Origin of the sequence: Roseibium sp., from assembly GCF_965216085.1 — a bacterium.
GTDB lineage: Bacteria > Pseudomonadota > Alphaproteobacteria > Rhizobiales > Stappiaceae > Roseibium.
In genome coordinates, this window is the sequence record NZ_OZ244138.1 from 4,780,578 (window position 1) to 4,795,731 (window position 15,154).

General features: G+C 56.3%; 11 protein-coding genes. 1 reads left to right on the forward strand and 10 read right to left on the reverse strand.

Annotated elements, in window-relative coordinates; all coding sequences use genetic code 11:
• Window positions 1–10: 10 nt before the first annotated feature.
• The 9 genes from ACOOFE_RS22445 to ACOOFE_RS22485 all read right to left on the reverse strand — a co-directional run bounded on the left by ACOOFE_RS22445 (window position 11) and on the right by ACOOFE_RS22485 (window position 11,147).
• On the reverse strand, window positions 11–1,096 hold the full coding sequence (locus ACOOFE_RS22445; protein ID WP_420412114.1) for an anhydro-N-acetylmuramic acid kinase: 1,086 nt from the start codon (window positions 1,094–1,096) through the stop codon (window positions 11–13).
• Window positions 1,093–2,442 (reverse strand): aspartate aminotransferase family protein, encoded by a 1,350-nt coding sequence (locus ACOOFE_RS22450; RefSeq protein ID WP_420412115.1) that lies wholly within the window; start codon window positions 2,440–2,442, stop codon window positions 1,093–1,095. The genes ACOOFE_RS22445 and ACOOFE_RS22450 overlap by 4 nt, the downstream gene beginning before the upstream one ends.
• 142 nt (window positions 2,443–2,584) lie before the next feature.
• Window positions 2,585–3,223: a hypothetical protein gene (locus ACOOFE_RS22455; RefSeq protein WP_420412116.1), complete on the reverse strand. Its 639-nt coding sequence runs from the start codon at window positions 3,221–3,223 to the stop codon at window positions 2,585–2,587.
• Window positions 3,220–4,977 carry an ABC transporter ATP-binding protein gene (locus ACOOFE_RS22460; RefSeq protein WP_420412117.1) on the reverse strand — a complete coding sequence of 586 codons (1,758 nt, stop codon included), beginning with the start codon at window positions 4,975–4,977 and terminating at the stop codon, window positions 3,220–3,222. Before ACOOFE_RS22460 ends, ACOOFE_RS22455 begins: the two co-directional genes overlap by 4 nt.
• Before the next feature lie 370 nt (window positions 4,978–5,347).
• Window positions 5,348–6,436 carry a quinohemoprotein amine dehydrogenase subunit beta gene (gene peaD, locus ACOOFE_RS22465; RefSeq protein ID WP_420412118.1) on the reverse strand — a complete coding sequence of 363 codons (1,089 nt, stop codon included), beginning with the start codon at window positions 6,434–6,436 and terminating at the stop codon, window positions 5,348–5,350.
• A 34-nt stretch (window positions 6,437–6,470) separates the two neighbouring features.
• Entirely contained in the window at window positions 6,471–6,803 is a 333-nt protein-coding gene (qhpC, locus tag ACOOFE_RS22470; protein ID WP_141188422.1) for a quinohemoprotein amine dehydrogenase subunit gamma, read from the reverse strand.
• Window positions 6,800–8,236, reverse strand: a complete 1,437-nt coding sequence (peaB, locus tag ACOOFE_RS22475) for a quinohemoprotein amine dehydrogenase maturation protein (RefSeq protein ID WP_420412119.1) — start codon at window positions 8,234–8,236, stop codon at window positions 6,800–6,802. The genes qhpC and peaB overlap by 4 nt, the downstream gene beginning before the upstream one ends.
• A gap of 11 nt (window positions 8,237–8,247) precedes the next feature.
• Window positions 8,248–9,813, reverse strand: a complete 1,566-nt coding sequence (gene peaA, locus ACOOFE_RS22480; RefSeq protein WP_420412120.1) for a quinohemoprotein amine dehydrogenase subunit alpha — start codon at window positions 9,811–9,813, stop codon at window positions 8,248–8,250.
• Complete coding sequence (locus ACOOFE_RS22485; RefSeq protein WP_420412121.1) at window positions 9,810–11,147, reverse strand: NAD(P)/FAD-dependent oxidoreductase; 1,338 nt, start codon at window positions 11,145–11,147, stop codon at window positions 9,810–9,812. Before ACOOFE_RS22485 ends, peaA begins: the two co-directional genes overlap by 4 nt.
• Window positions 11,148–11,386: 239 nt before the next feature.
• Between ACOOFE_RS22485 and ACOOFE_RS22490 the strand changes: the two genes are divergently transcribed.
• Window positions 11,387–12,409, forward strand: coding sequence for an AraC family transcriptional regulator ligand-binding domain-containing protein (locus ACOOFE_RS22490; RefSeq protein WP_420412122.1), 1,023 nt, complete (start codon window positions 11,387–11,389; stop codon window positions 12,407–12,409).
• Window positions 12,410–12,445: 36 nt separating this feature from the next.
• On the opposite strand, the gene ACOOFE_RS22495 is transcribed toward ACOOFE_RS22490, so the two are convergent.
• Window positions 12,446–15,142: a molybdopterin-dependent oxidoreductase gene (locus ACOOFE_RS22495; protein WP_420412123.1), complete on the reverse strand. Its 2,697-nt coding sequence runs from the start codon at window positions 15,140–15,142 to the stop codon at window positions 12,446–12,448.
• Between the last annotated feature and the right edge of the window lie 12 nt (window positions 15,143–15,154).

The window sequence follows — 15,154 nt, forward strand, 5'->3', positions numbered from 1 at the left end:
ACCGCACGGATTATGTGCCCGGCTGGTAGATCTTGCCGCAAATAACCGGGCGTTTTGCCCCAGTCGTTTCAGGGAAGGTTGCCGGCAGTCCGGCCAAGAGCCGTCCGCCTATGAAGGCCATCGCCTGAGCCTCAAGCGCATCGCCATCAATCTTGAAAACATCGGCGGAGACAACGTCACCGGACAGCTCTTCCTGCAATTTGCGCAGTAACACAGGATTATGCCTCCCGCCACCACAGATCAGCCACGATTTTGGCCGTTGAGGCAAAAGTGTTTCTGCGTGAGAAACAGCCCGCACAGTGAAGGCAAGTAAGGTGGCCGCACCGTCCTCCAGACTTAGCCCTCCAACAAAATCGCCGGAAAAACTGTAGCGATCCAGGGATTTTGGACCCGGCTCGGATAAATACGGGTGTTTGAGCGCTTCCGCCAACCGGTTTTCCGCCACCTGCCCCTTAGCAGAGATCTCACCACCGGGATCAAAATTGCCTTTGCCGTGCTGGCGTACCCAATCGTCCAGAAGCGCGTTCCCAGGACCAATGTCGAATGCCAGAATGTGGTCGCCATCGATGTAAGTTAGGTTGGACACACCACCGATGTTTAAGAAGCACATCGGCTCCTTGTCCGGACCAACCAGCGATCGGGCCAACGCCTGATGATAAACGGGGACAAGCGGAGCGCCCTGGCCGCCTTCGGCCATGTCCGCCAGCCGGACATCGCCAATGACCTGGATACCCAAAGCATTGGCAAGCATGTGCGGATCACCGAGCTGCACGGTTTCTCCGGCAGCTGGATCATGCCACACGGTTTGGCCATGAAAGACGATGGCATCCGGCGACAGGTTTTCCCTACTGAGGAAGTTTTTTATCGCTGAGATATGATCTTCAGTAACGGCGCGTGCCAGATCCGGCCATTGCTCGCGGCCGGTTCCCTTTTTCGCCGCTGCCTCAAGGACACGTGTCCGGGTGTCAGGCCGGTAACTAACCGTGTCCGCCGCGCCAAAACCTAAGACTTGCTGGCCATCTGTAGAAATTTGCGCCAGGTCGATACCATCGGCGGAGGTCCCGCTGATGGTACCGACGATGGACCAGGCCGTCATAAGTTTGCGGCCGCCCGAAGGCCGTCTTCGGCTATATCGAACATTTCGTTGACCTGGGCTTCCGTGATGATCAGCGGCGGACAGAAGGCCATTGCATCCAGCATGTTGCGGGAGATCAACCCTCTTTCATGGAACATCGCATTGGTTCGCGCGCCCAAGGCCCCGGGCGTGTCGGCCAAGGCTTCATGATGAAGTTCCGCGGCCCCGATCAGGCCGACACCTCTGGTTTCAATAACCAGTGGGTTTTCGCCCAATTGCGCCAATCGCTTCTGGAATGTTGGCGCAACTGAACGGACATTGCCGACAAGATCCCGTTCTTCGATGATCTTCAGATTCTCCAAAGCAACCGCTGCTGCCACCGGGTGGCCACTGCCGGTGTACCCATGTCCCAAAACCCCAATCTTGTGGGATTCGTCGGCGATCGGCTGATAGACATCATCGTTGATCAACAGCGCGGAGATTGGCTGGTAAGAGGACGACAGCGCCTTGGAGAGCGTCATGATGTCCGGCTGAAGCTTATAGGTTTCCGTGCCGAACATATTGCCGGTCCGGCCGAAACCGCAGATGACTTCGTCTGCCACAAATAAAATACCGTATTTTTTCAGGACCGGCTGAACCGCTTCCCAATATCCGTCTGGCGGCACAATAACACCGCCAGCGCCCATAACCGGCTCGGCAAAAAACGCGGCGATTGTTTCGGGGCCTTCCGCCAGGATAAGGTCTTCCAGATCTTGTGCGCAGCGCTTCGCGAAATCAGCTTCGCTTTCGCCATCCTTCTTTTGACTGCGGTAGTGCGGACACGTCGTGTGCAGGACTTGGGGCAACGGCAAGTCAAAAGACCGGTGGTTGTTCGGCAGGCCTGTGAGGCTGGCGGACGCGATCGTCACACCGTGATACCCACGCACCCGTGAAATCACCTTCTTGCGCTGTGGCTGACCTAGCGCGTTGGAGCGGTACCAGATCAGCTTGAGCGCCGTGTCATTTGCCTCTGACCCGGAGTTGGTGAAATAGACCTTGGACATCGGTACCGGCGCCATCTCGATCAGCTTTTCTGCAAGTTCGATCGAGGGCCCGTGCGTCTTGTAGGTGAAGGTATGGTAATAGGGCAGCTTTTCCATTTGGCGAGTGGCGGCCTCCACCAGGCGCTTTTCGCCAAAGCCGACAGCCACGCTCCAGAGGCCAGCGAGGCCTTCGATATAGCGTTTGCCATTGATGTCCGTAACATAGATCCCCTCACCCTTGTCGATGACAAGCGCTCCAGTTTCCTCCTGTTTGCGGGCATCCGCGTAGGAGTGCAGTTGGGCCGCGATGTCGCGGGCTTCGAGGGAATTGGGGAGCTGCGCCATGAAACGCCTCTAAATTTTGGTGGTGATCAATAGATGGGAGCCCTGCGCAAATCCAGTGTCTGCACAAGCCATTGAGGCAAGCTAGAACCTTTTTCAAAAAACGGAAAGCAAAGAGTTTGGTTTTGGATTGCAGGCGCGAGATCTACTCGGCAGCACTCCGGCATTCCCGGCCGAAATACTTGATCGCTGTTTTGAGCGGTTCTTTTCCTAGTTCACTTTTCACGCACAAATCAGCAGCCATTTGGCCAACCACATGGGCCGCGGCGGCGCTGGCTCCACGAATGTCCGGGTAGCCTTGCACAAACGGGCAAGCTCCAAATTCCGCGTGCGGTAAATCGAGTTTGGAAAACTCAAACGGCGCACAACGGGCGTCTCCTTGCACGGAGACAACGCCGGGGGTTCCCGCCGGATAAACCGTTTCACCGCGTGCAGGAGATGAGGCAACCACCAAACAATTCGCCAACAGGAGGCGGGCCGTTAGAAGACTGAGGTCCAGAGATGTTTTTGCTGTCCCGAAAGAACATAGGACGATGTCCGGGGGATCTTCTGAGAACCAGTTCAACGCCTGGCATACGTGTTCAATGGAGGTGGATAGCCGACCTGAAAACACGGCGGCATTGATGAACTCTGATTTTTCGCAGTAACTCCGGATCGTTTCGGCCATCGCCCTTGCATGGGTTTCGGCCAGAGGAGCACCATCTGGCTCGCAGAAGCGCCGCTGTTTTGCCAGCCCCGGCCAATCCGCAGGCAATGCCCCGTCAATCAATCCGATCCGGATCATGCACCTTCGCCTTCCCTCAGATAAAAATCAGTCAGATCGATCTCGGCGTCGAAGGCGCCATAGTGGGCGAGATTTCCATGTGTCACGATGATCCGCGTTCTATCTGAAAACACACTGTCGATCTGTTCAACAATCCTTTGAACGCAAGCGCCATCCACCTCTGACAGGCTTTCATCTAGGATCAGAACTCTGAACGGTTGCAGGAGCGCCCTGGCCAAACACAAGCGCTGGCGTTCGCCGCCGGACAGATCAAGCCCCCCTTCTCCCAAAGGGGTCTCAAGCCCGTCTGCTTCAAACCTGTCCGCCAGCTCAACGAGCAAGATGACATTCCACATTTGCGCATCTGTAGCTTGTGGGCTTCCCATAAGCAGATTTCTTGCAAGTGTGCCGGAAAAAACATGCCCCTTTTGCGGGACCAGCGCGACAGCGGACCGCACCTCTTGGAGGCTCACATGCCGCAGATCTACACCGTTGATAACAATAGAGCCTTCACTCGGGTCGTCATGCCTCTGCAGCAATCCGAGCAAAGAAGATTTTCCGGTTCCTGAGGCTCCCAAAAGACGTGTTTTGCTTCCAGCAGGAACACGCGCACTCAATCCTTGGAACAGTGGCCGACCATCACAAGGCGCGTAGGCAATATTTTCGATTTCAAACCTGCCGCCGATTTTGGGAAGAGCAATTGGACTGCCAGGCTCCAGAACCTTTTGGTCAGCGCTCATGATCTGGTCCAGCCGGTCAAGGGCGGCACGCATGCGCGCCTGCCCATGCCAGAGGGATATCAAGGACTGCATCGGGCCAATCAAGAAGCCAAGATAGGCGGTAAAGGCAATCAGCGAGCCGAGAGGCATGGTGCCATCGATAACCGCGATGCCACCGACGAGAAAAACAGCACCGCGCAAAACAGCCGTCAACACGAGCGGAACGGCTCGGGTGATTTCGCTCCACTTTTGCGCCGTCATCAAAGCGCCGATCAGCCCTTGCTGGCGCTGTTCAATATCGTTTGCAGCGCTTTGCGAAGCATTGAGCGCCCGCAGTGCCGACAATCCAGTTATGGTTTCCGCCAAACCGGATGCCAGATATCCACGTGCAGTGCGGACATCGCGGGCACGGGCATGCGTCACGGGCCGCGCTTTGGCAAAGAAAAACAGTTCAATCGGCGCTAGGGCGAGCGCCATCAGTGCCAACAGCGGAGACAGTACGAAAAGCATAACCACGCCGCCGATCAAACGGAGCACACTGCCTGCTCCCGAAACCAGAACAGCAAATGTAAACTGCTGAACTTCTCCAGCATCCCCATCCAAGCGGCTCATCAATTCGCCGATTTTTTGTTTTGCCTGCCAGCGCGGGGATTGACCTAAAATACGGGCAACTGCCTCTCGCCGCAGATCGGCCAATAGCCTTGCGGAAAAACGTAGGTGCAGAAGGGAATTGAGCGCACCCAGGCCAAGAGCTGCCAATCCAAACCCAAACAATAATAGAACAAAGGCGAGCAAAGCCTGCTTGTCACCAGCCATCAAGCCTTGATCAATGACCAGTTTTGTCAGCCATGGTGGAACCAAGGCAGCGGCGGCCGACGCCATGGATAAGACAAACAGACCCAGAAGCGGTTTGCGATAGGACAGGACCAAGGGTGCAAGCCATCCAGCTTCACGTGCGCCAAAGACGCGAACCAGAAACCTAAGAAAAAATGGCTGCTGCGCCTTCTCAGGTGCAGCTGTCTTTTCCGTAGTCGCAATGTTTGTCACCAGCGCCATCAAATCCTATCCGCCTCACTGCGGCTTGGTCTCATAAACACAACCCCTCTCTCATTGGGAGCGGGCGGAGGTAAGGTGCTATTACATGTGTCATCCCCGCCCCTAAGCGGGAATCCACTCGCATTTCCGCTTGCCGCAGAAAAAGTGCGTTTTTGCCGAAGCTCTGCAAACGAGTGGATCCCGGACCTCCGCTAACGCGTCGTCCGGGATGACAACCGTGCGTGCAGCCAATTAGGTACAGCAAAAACGAACTGGCTCGACCACAATAGCTAATTGCCTTGCCTCCCCCTCACTTTGAGCACGCTCCGATCTCTCCCAAAGGAGAGTTGAGGTGTTCCTGCACAAAACAGCTTTGTGCAGGAGATTTTGGTCAGCTGCCGGTGCTGATCACATGCATCGTGCTGGCAGCCATGTCGCCACCGGACGGCAACAGGATCTCACCGACTCGCTCCAGGGTTTCTGCATCGTAGACACCGATGTCGTCATTGGTGCCGCCGACATAGAGTTCTTTGCCGTCGGACGAGATGTTGATGCAGTAGTAGGTGTGCGGCAGGTCCACCCGTTTCACCAGTTCCTTGGTTTCAAGATCATGCTTGGAGAGCTGGGTGTACACGCCATAGAGGTTTTTCTTGTTGTTCGGATCACGCACGGCGGAGAACATGATCACCTCGAAACTGGCGAAATCCGCAATTTCAGACTCGCCGGTAGTCAAGTCGACCGACTGATAACCCCAAACGAAGTCCGCAAGTTCGCTTTGCGTTTCATCGGTGAATTTGGCTGCCGAATAAAGCAACATGAACTCGTCGGCTTGGGTGCCAATCGGCCAGAAGGCCAAGACATCCGGCGGCGAATAGGTTGGCCGGTCCCAGGAGGCATTGGCGATTTTTACCGACATATCTCCTGTCTTCGGATCGAAGGCATAAATGTCATGCCCGCCCGCATAGACCTCGCCGTTGCGGCCGGCAGCCATTACGGTTACGCGGCGTGGCGCCGGGAACACGCGCGCCGGCTGCGCATCCAAGCCGGCTGACGTTTCATAGACGGCAAATTCCGGCTCCAAAACTTCGAAGCGGTCGGGATGCAGGCGAACGGGATTGCGGACGGTGTACACTTCTGATCCGTCCTTAGACACCGCGAGAGACGCAATGGTCTTGCGCCGCACATCGCCTTCCGATTGATGCGCCGAAAAGACGGTATTACAGGTCTGCAGCTCCACGCCGTACACATCTTCCCAGCGGTTGCCGAGAATATAGGCGATGGAATTGTCCGGTGACATGGCGATGACGCCGGGAATGATGTTGAATTCAAGTTTGCAGTCAGTTTCAACCGTCCGCGCCTTTGCGTCGATGACATAAAGGCGGTCGGGTTTGGCGACCGTGACGATAAGATCCTTGGCGAGCGCCGGCAGGGCTGTCAGCCCCAGACACAAAGCCGCCGTTGTTGCGATAAAGTTCCGCATTGGATGTCTCCAAATTCTCGTGGCTTGCGCCAAATCAGGTTTCGCTGTCGGTCGGAAAGACCGTGCCCAGAGAACGCCAGTCCTTGCCGGCATTGTCGGCGTTGGCGTTCCAGTCCTTGTACGAATTGATGGTGTCAGGCACCTGAGCTGGCCACCAGCAGGGATCGGAACAACCATAGAGATCGGCTTCCATCGGCTGGCACAAAGCGGCGACGCCACCGAAAGGATCGACTTCCCAGCCCGGATCGAGCGTCGATGTACAGCCGGTCACGACGGTCTGCATCGCCCTGACTTCATCCATCTTGTCGGTTTTGACGGCATCTACGACGCGGTCGGCTTTTTGATTGAGCGGTTTTAAATGTTTCATTTGCCGAAGGCCCTCCGCGGCATGATGTGATCTGTGAAATAGGCGGGTGCGCCGGCGATCAGGTCGCCGTAGACGCCGATGCCGAAGTCGACCCAGTCGCGCATGAGATCGCAGTAGTGGTAGGTCGGTTTCATGGGATCGGAGAAATGCGCGTAGCTTTCATGGTAACAGCCACCGGCGCAGATGTTGCGGATGCGGCAAGTCGCACAGCCTTTCTCCGTCCGGTCGGCACGGTCCTCGATGAAGCGGGCAAGTTTTTGTTTCTCGATGCCGCCGTCGATGGTCCCGAAGGTCTCCATATCCGAGCCGGTGAATCGGTGGCACAGATTGAGACCGCCTTCATGATCGACCGCCAGCATGCCAAGCCCGGCGCCGCAAGGCAGCGCCTTCGACCGGCCCTCATAAAGGTCCGTCATCAGCTGGTGCATATTGGAAAAGCCGATGTTGGTGCCCTTTAGCGCTTCGTCCCGGTAACGCCGGCCGAGCCGCTTCATTTCCGAAAACACCGTCTCGAGCTCATCGCCGGTCAGATTGAACGGCGCGACCGGCCCAGAAGTCACCGGAGAAAAGCCCACTTCGTGAAAGCCGATCTCGTTTTTGAGATGATCCCATATGTCGTAGACCGCCGTCACTCCCCGGGTCAGCGTTATTCGCCCGCCGACCGGGCGGGAGGTGTACCGCTCCAGGAGCATCTTGGTCTTGGCCGCAACAACATCATACGTACCCTTGCCGCCGACCGTTTTGCGGTTCTTATCGTGAAGCGCTTTCGGCCCGTCCATCGAAACGGTTAGGCCAAATCGATGGGCATTCAGCCAGTCTACAATCTCTTCGTTCAGAAGAGTTGCATTGGTGGTCAGGGTAAAATCGACCTTTTTGCCGAGATTCCCGAAACGCTCCTCAGAATAAGCGACCACGTCCTTGATAAGGCCCAGATTGCTCAAGGGTTCGCCGCCAAAGAAAACAACATTGTAGCTGTCGCGGTCCGGGCTTTCTTGCAACAGAAGCTCGATCGAGCGTTTGGCCGTCTCGAACGCCATCCGCCGGCCTTTCGACGGCGTGTCGAGATCCTCCTTGTAACAATAAGTGCAAGACAAATTGCAGCCGGTGTTGACGTTGAGCACGATCGTTGTCAGTGGAAAATTCTCGATGTGCACCGGCGGGCGTTCCGCTCTAGGCGGACGGCCATCGGTGACAATATCCAGATCCAACAGGGCGCGGATGCGTTCGGTCAGAAGGTCCGGATCAACCCGGCCTTCAAACCGCTCCCGCACGTCCCCTTCGCTGATCCGTTCCCGGCCGGCGAAGAGATCGATGACATCATTGTCCAGCCGGTCGATCTCGAACAGCGAGGTGGTCGGCACGTGGAACAACAAGTGCCGTCCGTCGACTTCCACCCGGTGCGCGTTCTGAGGCTGAAAAAACAGGTATCCCATAGTCTTCCTCCTCAGCGGATCGGCGGGTTGTTCCAGCGTTGGACAGTCACAATCAGCTGCCCTTCGCCTGATACACCACCGCTTTCAGCCAGAACTTTCAGATTGCCAGCATTGTTGGTCGAAAATGGCCGCTCCGGATTTGGACCCGCGACGGCGGGGTTGAAGATGCCAAGCACACCATCCATTTCACCGGCGTATTTCACATCTTCCAGATGTTCGGCTTCTTCATTGAACGGGGCGACCGACCAGGATGCGGGAACCGCACCAATCCGCACATCATCGTCTGTTCCAGGCTGACCATCAGCCCCATTCCAATAGCCGATCGCCTCAAACCGGGCAGGAACCTTGCCGGCCGATCCACCGCCGCCGCCAACACGGGCAACCGCAAAGGCTGGTTCTATCTTAAGGCTGTCGACATGGCTGTAGACCGCGAGTGCATCTCCGGCCGAAGCGCCGCGCGCAGTCACCGACACAAGCCCATCAGCATCAGCAGCCGGTGTTACGTCCAGTGCGGTCCCGAAGTCATTTTCTGTGCCACCAGATCCGTCCAGTACGCCGGACAAATTGACGGCACCCAAACCTGTCCCAACGACTTGAACAGTTGCTGTTTTTCCTGCAGGTACCGTTGACGGCACGACGGCCACGATAGAAGCTTTGCCGTCAGACCGAGCGGCCTTGAAGGCTCCGCCGAGGCTATCTTCCGCATGCAGGAACTGGCGGCCTGTCAGGCTTGCACCATCTTCGGATATCGCAAGTACCTGGCGGTATTTCTCACCACCAATGTTGAGATTGGCACGCCACTCATAACCGGTGTAGAGGTTCATCTGACCGGACATTGCCAGTTCTTCACCGCTGGCAGTCAGAAGCGTTCCGGACACGGTGTAAGGCGAGGCATCGCCAGAGACGTCCAGAGTGCCATAGGCTTCGCCTTTTTCCGGCAGTTTTGTCGCAAACACCCAGGATCCGGCAGCGTCAGGTTTTTCAGCCTTTGCCCAAGACGCCCAGGCGTCCGTTTCCAGCGGATATTGTTCGGCAAGGAACGGGACGACTTCTTCACGGGCGATCTTCAGCCATTCGCGATCCCGTGCAAGGGCTTGATATTCCAGCGTTGGCCACTGCCCGACATGAAAGTCGATGTGATAGTTCCACTCGTCTTCCGTCCGGCGCTGCAAGGCAACACGGGCTGCGGAATGGCAGCGAGAACACATTTCGCCCAAAAGACCTTCAGGTTCCTCGATCACGGACGGCTCCTGTTCCAGAATGTACCGGAACCCGGCGGTCTCAGCCGGTGCCAGACCTTGAGTGTCGGACAGATACTGAACCAGTTGCCGCTGAGCATCCGCTTCGATTTTCATCCCGTAGAACAAACGCATGCGAACGATAGTCATCAACCAGCCTTCAGGCGATTTGCGTTGTTCTTTGACCCGGCTCAGTGCACCTGAGTTATCCGTTTCGTGACAGCCGGCACAATTGTCTTCAAGCAGTGCCGCGCCATCCAGAGCGACTGCCCCACCCGGCAAGAAGAGCAGCAAACCGGTTACCCCGGCCAGCGTCCCCTTTCGCAAACGTTTGATCATGCTGTTTCCCTCATTTTGCTGTGTTTGTTTGAAAGATTGTTCAGGGCGTTGACCGACAAGCCTTGACCAGCCAGCCAGCGGAATGCGGCTACTGCGGCTGCCGACGGGCGCTCCCCGGTTGTTTGTATGCGGTTGAAAAGGCTGAACAGTTGCCGAACTGACAGCCCTGCAACAAAGGCCACACCTTCCGGATTTTGCGGTGTTATCAGCACGTCCCGTTCTTTGAGCTGGTTGTCTTCAACAACCACGTGCTGTTCCAACGACGCTTCGGCGGCTTCCTTGTGAGCCGGCTCATTATCCGGCCAAGCGGCCCGCTCCGCCCAAAACGGCTTTGCCGCTAAATTCTTCTCAAGACGATAAAAATCCCGACCGATCCGGGCCTGCCGCCAAAAGGTCCCAACCACACGATCACGGTAAAATCGCCGCGCCAGGCAAGCGCCCTCTATCGGCTGATCGAGAACCGTTCGAACAATCGAAACTGCTGAGAGTGCGGACGACAACGCCCAAAAGAGGCCGTGGCCGGACAAGGGGTCAATTGCGACCGCTGCGTCACCAATCGGAATAATCGGAAGCGTCAATTCTGGTGCTGCAAGAACCAGTCCAGCTCCCCTTGCCAGTAGATCTCCTTGGAATGACACCTCTCCGAAATGGTTTTGAAACTCCGGCTGCTTTAGAAACACTCGAACGCGCTCCTGAAGTCCGGTCTGGCCGGACCCAGCTAAATCGGCCTGCGCAATACTTACCTGCAGCCACTGGCCGAATTCCGGATCGCATGCGAACCAGCACCAACCTTGTGGTGTTGCAACAACATGAGTTCCTGGATGCTGGATGCTGGCCTTTACATGCCCGGAAATGGCTAGGGTTTGCGGCCCTTTGAGACGTACCGGTGTGGTTGCCTGCCGGCCGCGTGCATCGATCATCAGCTTGGCAGTCACAACTTGCCCGCTCGACAATTGCAGCTCGACACCACCAACCGGATCGACGGTCTCGACCCGGCGCAACCGGGCGGTTTTGAGTTCCGCCCCGGCCTCGACCGCCGCTGTTCTGAGGAAAGCATCAAACTTATGACGGCGAACAAGACGTTCACCATTCTCCGTACCCTGCAATCCGGCCCAGACAACATGTCGAGGGGCAGGTTTGCTCACGGCATTCAGAGAAATTTCAAGGCCCTTGGCGGCAAGCAGACGCGCGACACGCTCGCCCATGCCCTCAAGGCGCGGACGGCTTGTTGCAGGATCTATGAGAATGACGCGTAATCCGGCACGCGCCAGCTCACGCGCTGCGAAGGCGCCAGCGGGTCCGCCGCCGGCGACTGCCACATCGAAGCAGGCCACCAATACTGTTCCCTCATCCAAACGCCCATGTATTCATGGTGCGATTTCGGATCTCTCTCTGCCTGCCATTAGAGGGAGCATGCTTGAGTGCTTTCTCGACAATTTTGGCCAATCTTTGAATGTTGGCAGAAAAGCTCAGTTCTTCGATTGCGCCATTTGAAATTATTTGGTCTATTTTTTGAGCTTGCGGCCTATTGACGCAAGACAATCTGAGGGGAGCCAGACGCAGGACGCGCCAAATGCCGAGGAATGCCACCATAATCTCCGGCGCCTTGAATGGCCTCGAAGATCTGCTTGTCCAAAACGGCCGGGATCCGGCTGCCCTTGGACAACAAAGTGGTGTGCCGAGCGATGCCTGGCGAAATGCGCAGTGCGAAATTCCACTCTTTTCATTTGTTGAAGTGTTCGAACAAGGGGCATCAATGCTCAGCCAGCCCAACATTGGCTGGAGATCAGGAACTTACTTTGATTTTCAACAGTTGGGCGATCTTGGAAGCGCCATTTTGTCGGCATCAACTGTTGGCTCCGCGCTGCGCACCTTCGAGCGTTTTTTGCGGTTTGTCCAAAGTGAATCGGATATGCAGCTGAGTGTAGAGGACGGTGTTGCCACGCTAACTTATAGAATTCTCAATCCTGACATCTGGCCACGCCGGCAGGATGCGGAGTTCACTTTATCTGTCCTGATCGAACTCATCCGGCGAGGAGCCGGGAGGGCCTGGCAGCCGGATCTGATCTGCTTCGAACACACGGCCATCCGTCCAATCGGAAACTGTATTGATACTGCTGGCAGCTTTTGTCTTTTCGACTGTGAAACCAACGCGCTAAGTTTCCCGGAAAGCGTTCTCAGCGCACCAATGCCTCAGGATGACCTGAACCGCCATCAGCAAGCCTTGAAAAATCTGACACAAAGTCTGACGACCAAGGCTTGGGCGCAATCGTTGACGGCCCGGACGCGGACAGCAATTTACGAAGGTCTTGGCTCCGGAACGGCAGATCAGGAAACTGTAGCACGGCAACTCGGTCTTTCCCGCCGCAGTTTACACCGGCATCTCAAGGATGAAGGTGCAAGATTTTCGACGCTTCTGGATGATTGCCGGTTCCGAGTTGCCCGCCACGCATTGGTGGATACACGGCAACCGCTCGCTCAAATCGCATGCGAACTCGACTACTCAGATCAGACAGCGTTCGAACGCGCCTTCAAACGGCGCACGGGTATGACGCCGAAGCGGTATCGCCAATCTTTTGGCAAAGTGCCGAGTTAAAAATTCAAGATACTCGATTTCTTAAGGCGCTCTGACTTAACCGGTTTTGGCAAGGTCAGGCGTGGACCGTGTTTCTTGCAGAGCTTCATCAACAATTGTCTGTATTTCTGACCGGCAGGAGCCACAATTTGTCCCGGCTTTAATGCACGAACCAATGGCTTGCACTGATTGCGCACCAGCCTCTGCGGATGCCAGAATTTCACTACGGCCAACTCCGAAACAGGCACAGACCAGTGCCCCCGGATCCGGTCGATCCCCTGCCGGCCGTCCGGCCAATACCTGGACCCGATGTACGCTGCTAAAGTCTTGATCTTTCAAGAGTCCACAGGCCCATTGGCGCGAAACCTCAACCGGTTCTGGACTGAAGTAAAAAGCCGCCTGCAAATGCCGATCTTTCCAATAGGCAAAGCGTTGCGAATGCGCTTGAGACCCAACGACCGACAGTCCTTCCGGCTGACCGCCTGAATTTCCTGCAAGGTGGATGGAAAGCTCTTTCAAGTCCATTTCGCGCGTAGCAGCCATTTCCAGCCGCCAACCCCCGTCGACCGGCGCCAGAGCCCAATAGTCCGCTGGAATGTCGTTCGGTTTTTCCGACAAAACCGCGAAGCCGTACCAAGCCATTTCGACTTTGCGGATCGCAACTGGCGTAAACTTCAAACCCGGCTGACCTGACACAGGATCCGTTTCCGGTGCAATCACTGCATCCACCCGCCCTCTGGAGGACAATTGGTCGGTCCAATGCATGGGAACAAAGACGACCCCCTTTTGACCGCGATCTGTGATTTGCGCGCGCACCAGAACTTTACCGTAAAGGCTACGAACCTCCACGATATCGGCCGCTGCTATGCCATAAGCTTCGGCGTCTTCCGGGTGGATTTCGGCAAACGGCTCAGCGATGTGCGACGTCAGACGGCCGGTTTTTCCGGTCCGTGTCATCGTATGCCACTGATCGCGGATGCGGCCCGTGTTCAAGGTCAGCGGATACCTGCGTTCCGTTTGCCGGATCGGCTGTGCTTCAACTGCAACAAACTGAGCCAATTTGTTTGGCGTGTAAAAACCGCCATTTGCAAAGAACCGGTCTTTTGCCTGGGAACGGTCATATGGCAGTGGCCATTGAACAGGTGCCATCTCCTCATAGGCCTCATCCGATAACGTCTTCAATGCGCCGATATCAAAGTCGCGGCTACCATTATTCTGATAAGCGGAAAGCGCGGCGTGCTCACGCAAAATTTCCGAGGGCTTAGAATAGGAAAACCCGGCGTCAAAACCCATGCGTTTGGCGACTTCCGTCAGCTGCCACCAGTCAGGCTTGACCTCTCCCGGCAAATCCAGGAAGCTTTTTTGCCGCGAAATACGGCGTTCTGAGTTGGTGACCGTTCCGTCCTTTTCACCCCACGCTGCCGCAGGCAGCAGCACATCAGCATAGGCAACCATGTCCGCATTTCGCGTTACTTCAGAGACGACGACAAAGGGGCATTCTTCTAAGGCTTCGGCGACTTCATCGGCATCCGGCAGACTGTCGACCGGGCTGGTGGCCATCACCCAGAGCGCTTTGATCGTGCCATTCTTGACGGCCTTGAAGAGTTCAACCGCTTTCAGGCCTTGTCTGTCTGCGATCACTGGGCTTTGCCAGAAGTCCTGAACCAGTTTCCGGTGATCGGCATTTTCTAGAGCCATATGACTGGCCAGCATATTGGCGAGGCCGCCAACTTCCCGTCCGCCCATAGCATTCGGCTGACCTGTGACAGAGAACGGTCCCATGCCCGATTTGCCGATCCGGCCAGTTGCCAGATGCGTATTGATAATCGCGTTGACCTTGTCGGTGCCGACAACCGATTGGTTTACGCCCTGACTGTAAACAGTCACCGTTTTTTCGGTCCGGGCAACCATTGTGTAGAACAGGGCAATATCCTGCGGCGGCAGCCCGGTTTCATCCGCAATCCGGTTGATCTCGCATTTTCCTGCAATTGCGAGTGCTGTGTCGAAACCTTGTGTGTGCCGTTCAATGTAGCCGGTATTGAGCGCTCGGTTTTCGGACAAGAATGCAAGTAACCCGTTGAAAAGCGCCACATCCTTGTCGGGCTTCAAGGCAAGGTGCAGGTCGGCAATGGCGCAGGTTGCTGTTTCACGCGGGTCAATGACCACAACCCGCATCTCCGGGTTGGCGGCCTTGGCCACTTCCACCCGCTGGAACAAGACTGGATGGCACCAGGCCAAGTTTGACCCAACCAGCACCAAAAGGTCACAAGTCTCCAGATCCTCATAGGTTCCTGGAACTGTGTCTGAGCCGAAGGCGCGCCGGTGCCCGGCAACAGACGACGCCATGCAAAGTCGCGAGTTTGTATCGATGTTGGCCGAGCCGATGTAGCCCTTCATCAACTTGTTCGCGACGTAATAGTCTTCCGTCAGGATCTGGCCGGAGACATAGAAAGCGACGCTGTCCGGACCATGTTCTTTGACAGCCTCGGAAAACTTTTCCGCAACCAAGTCGAGCGCGGCGTCCCAACCTGCCGGTTCTCCAGCGACTTCAGGAACCAGCAGCCGGTCGTCGAGGGAGAGCGTTTCTCCCAGCGCCGACCCTTTTGAACACAATCTTCCGAAATTGGACGGATGATCCGGGTCGCCAGCGATTAAAACCGACCCGTCCTTTTTCCGGGTTGCCAGGACACCGCAGCCAACCCCGCAGTAGGGGCAGGTGGTTTTGACCGTTGTTTCTTCCAGATGCGCGGCCATGCGGTGTCTCTC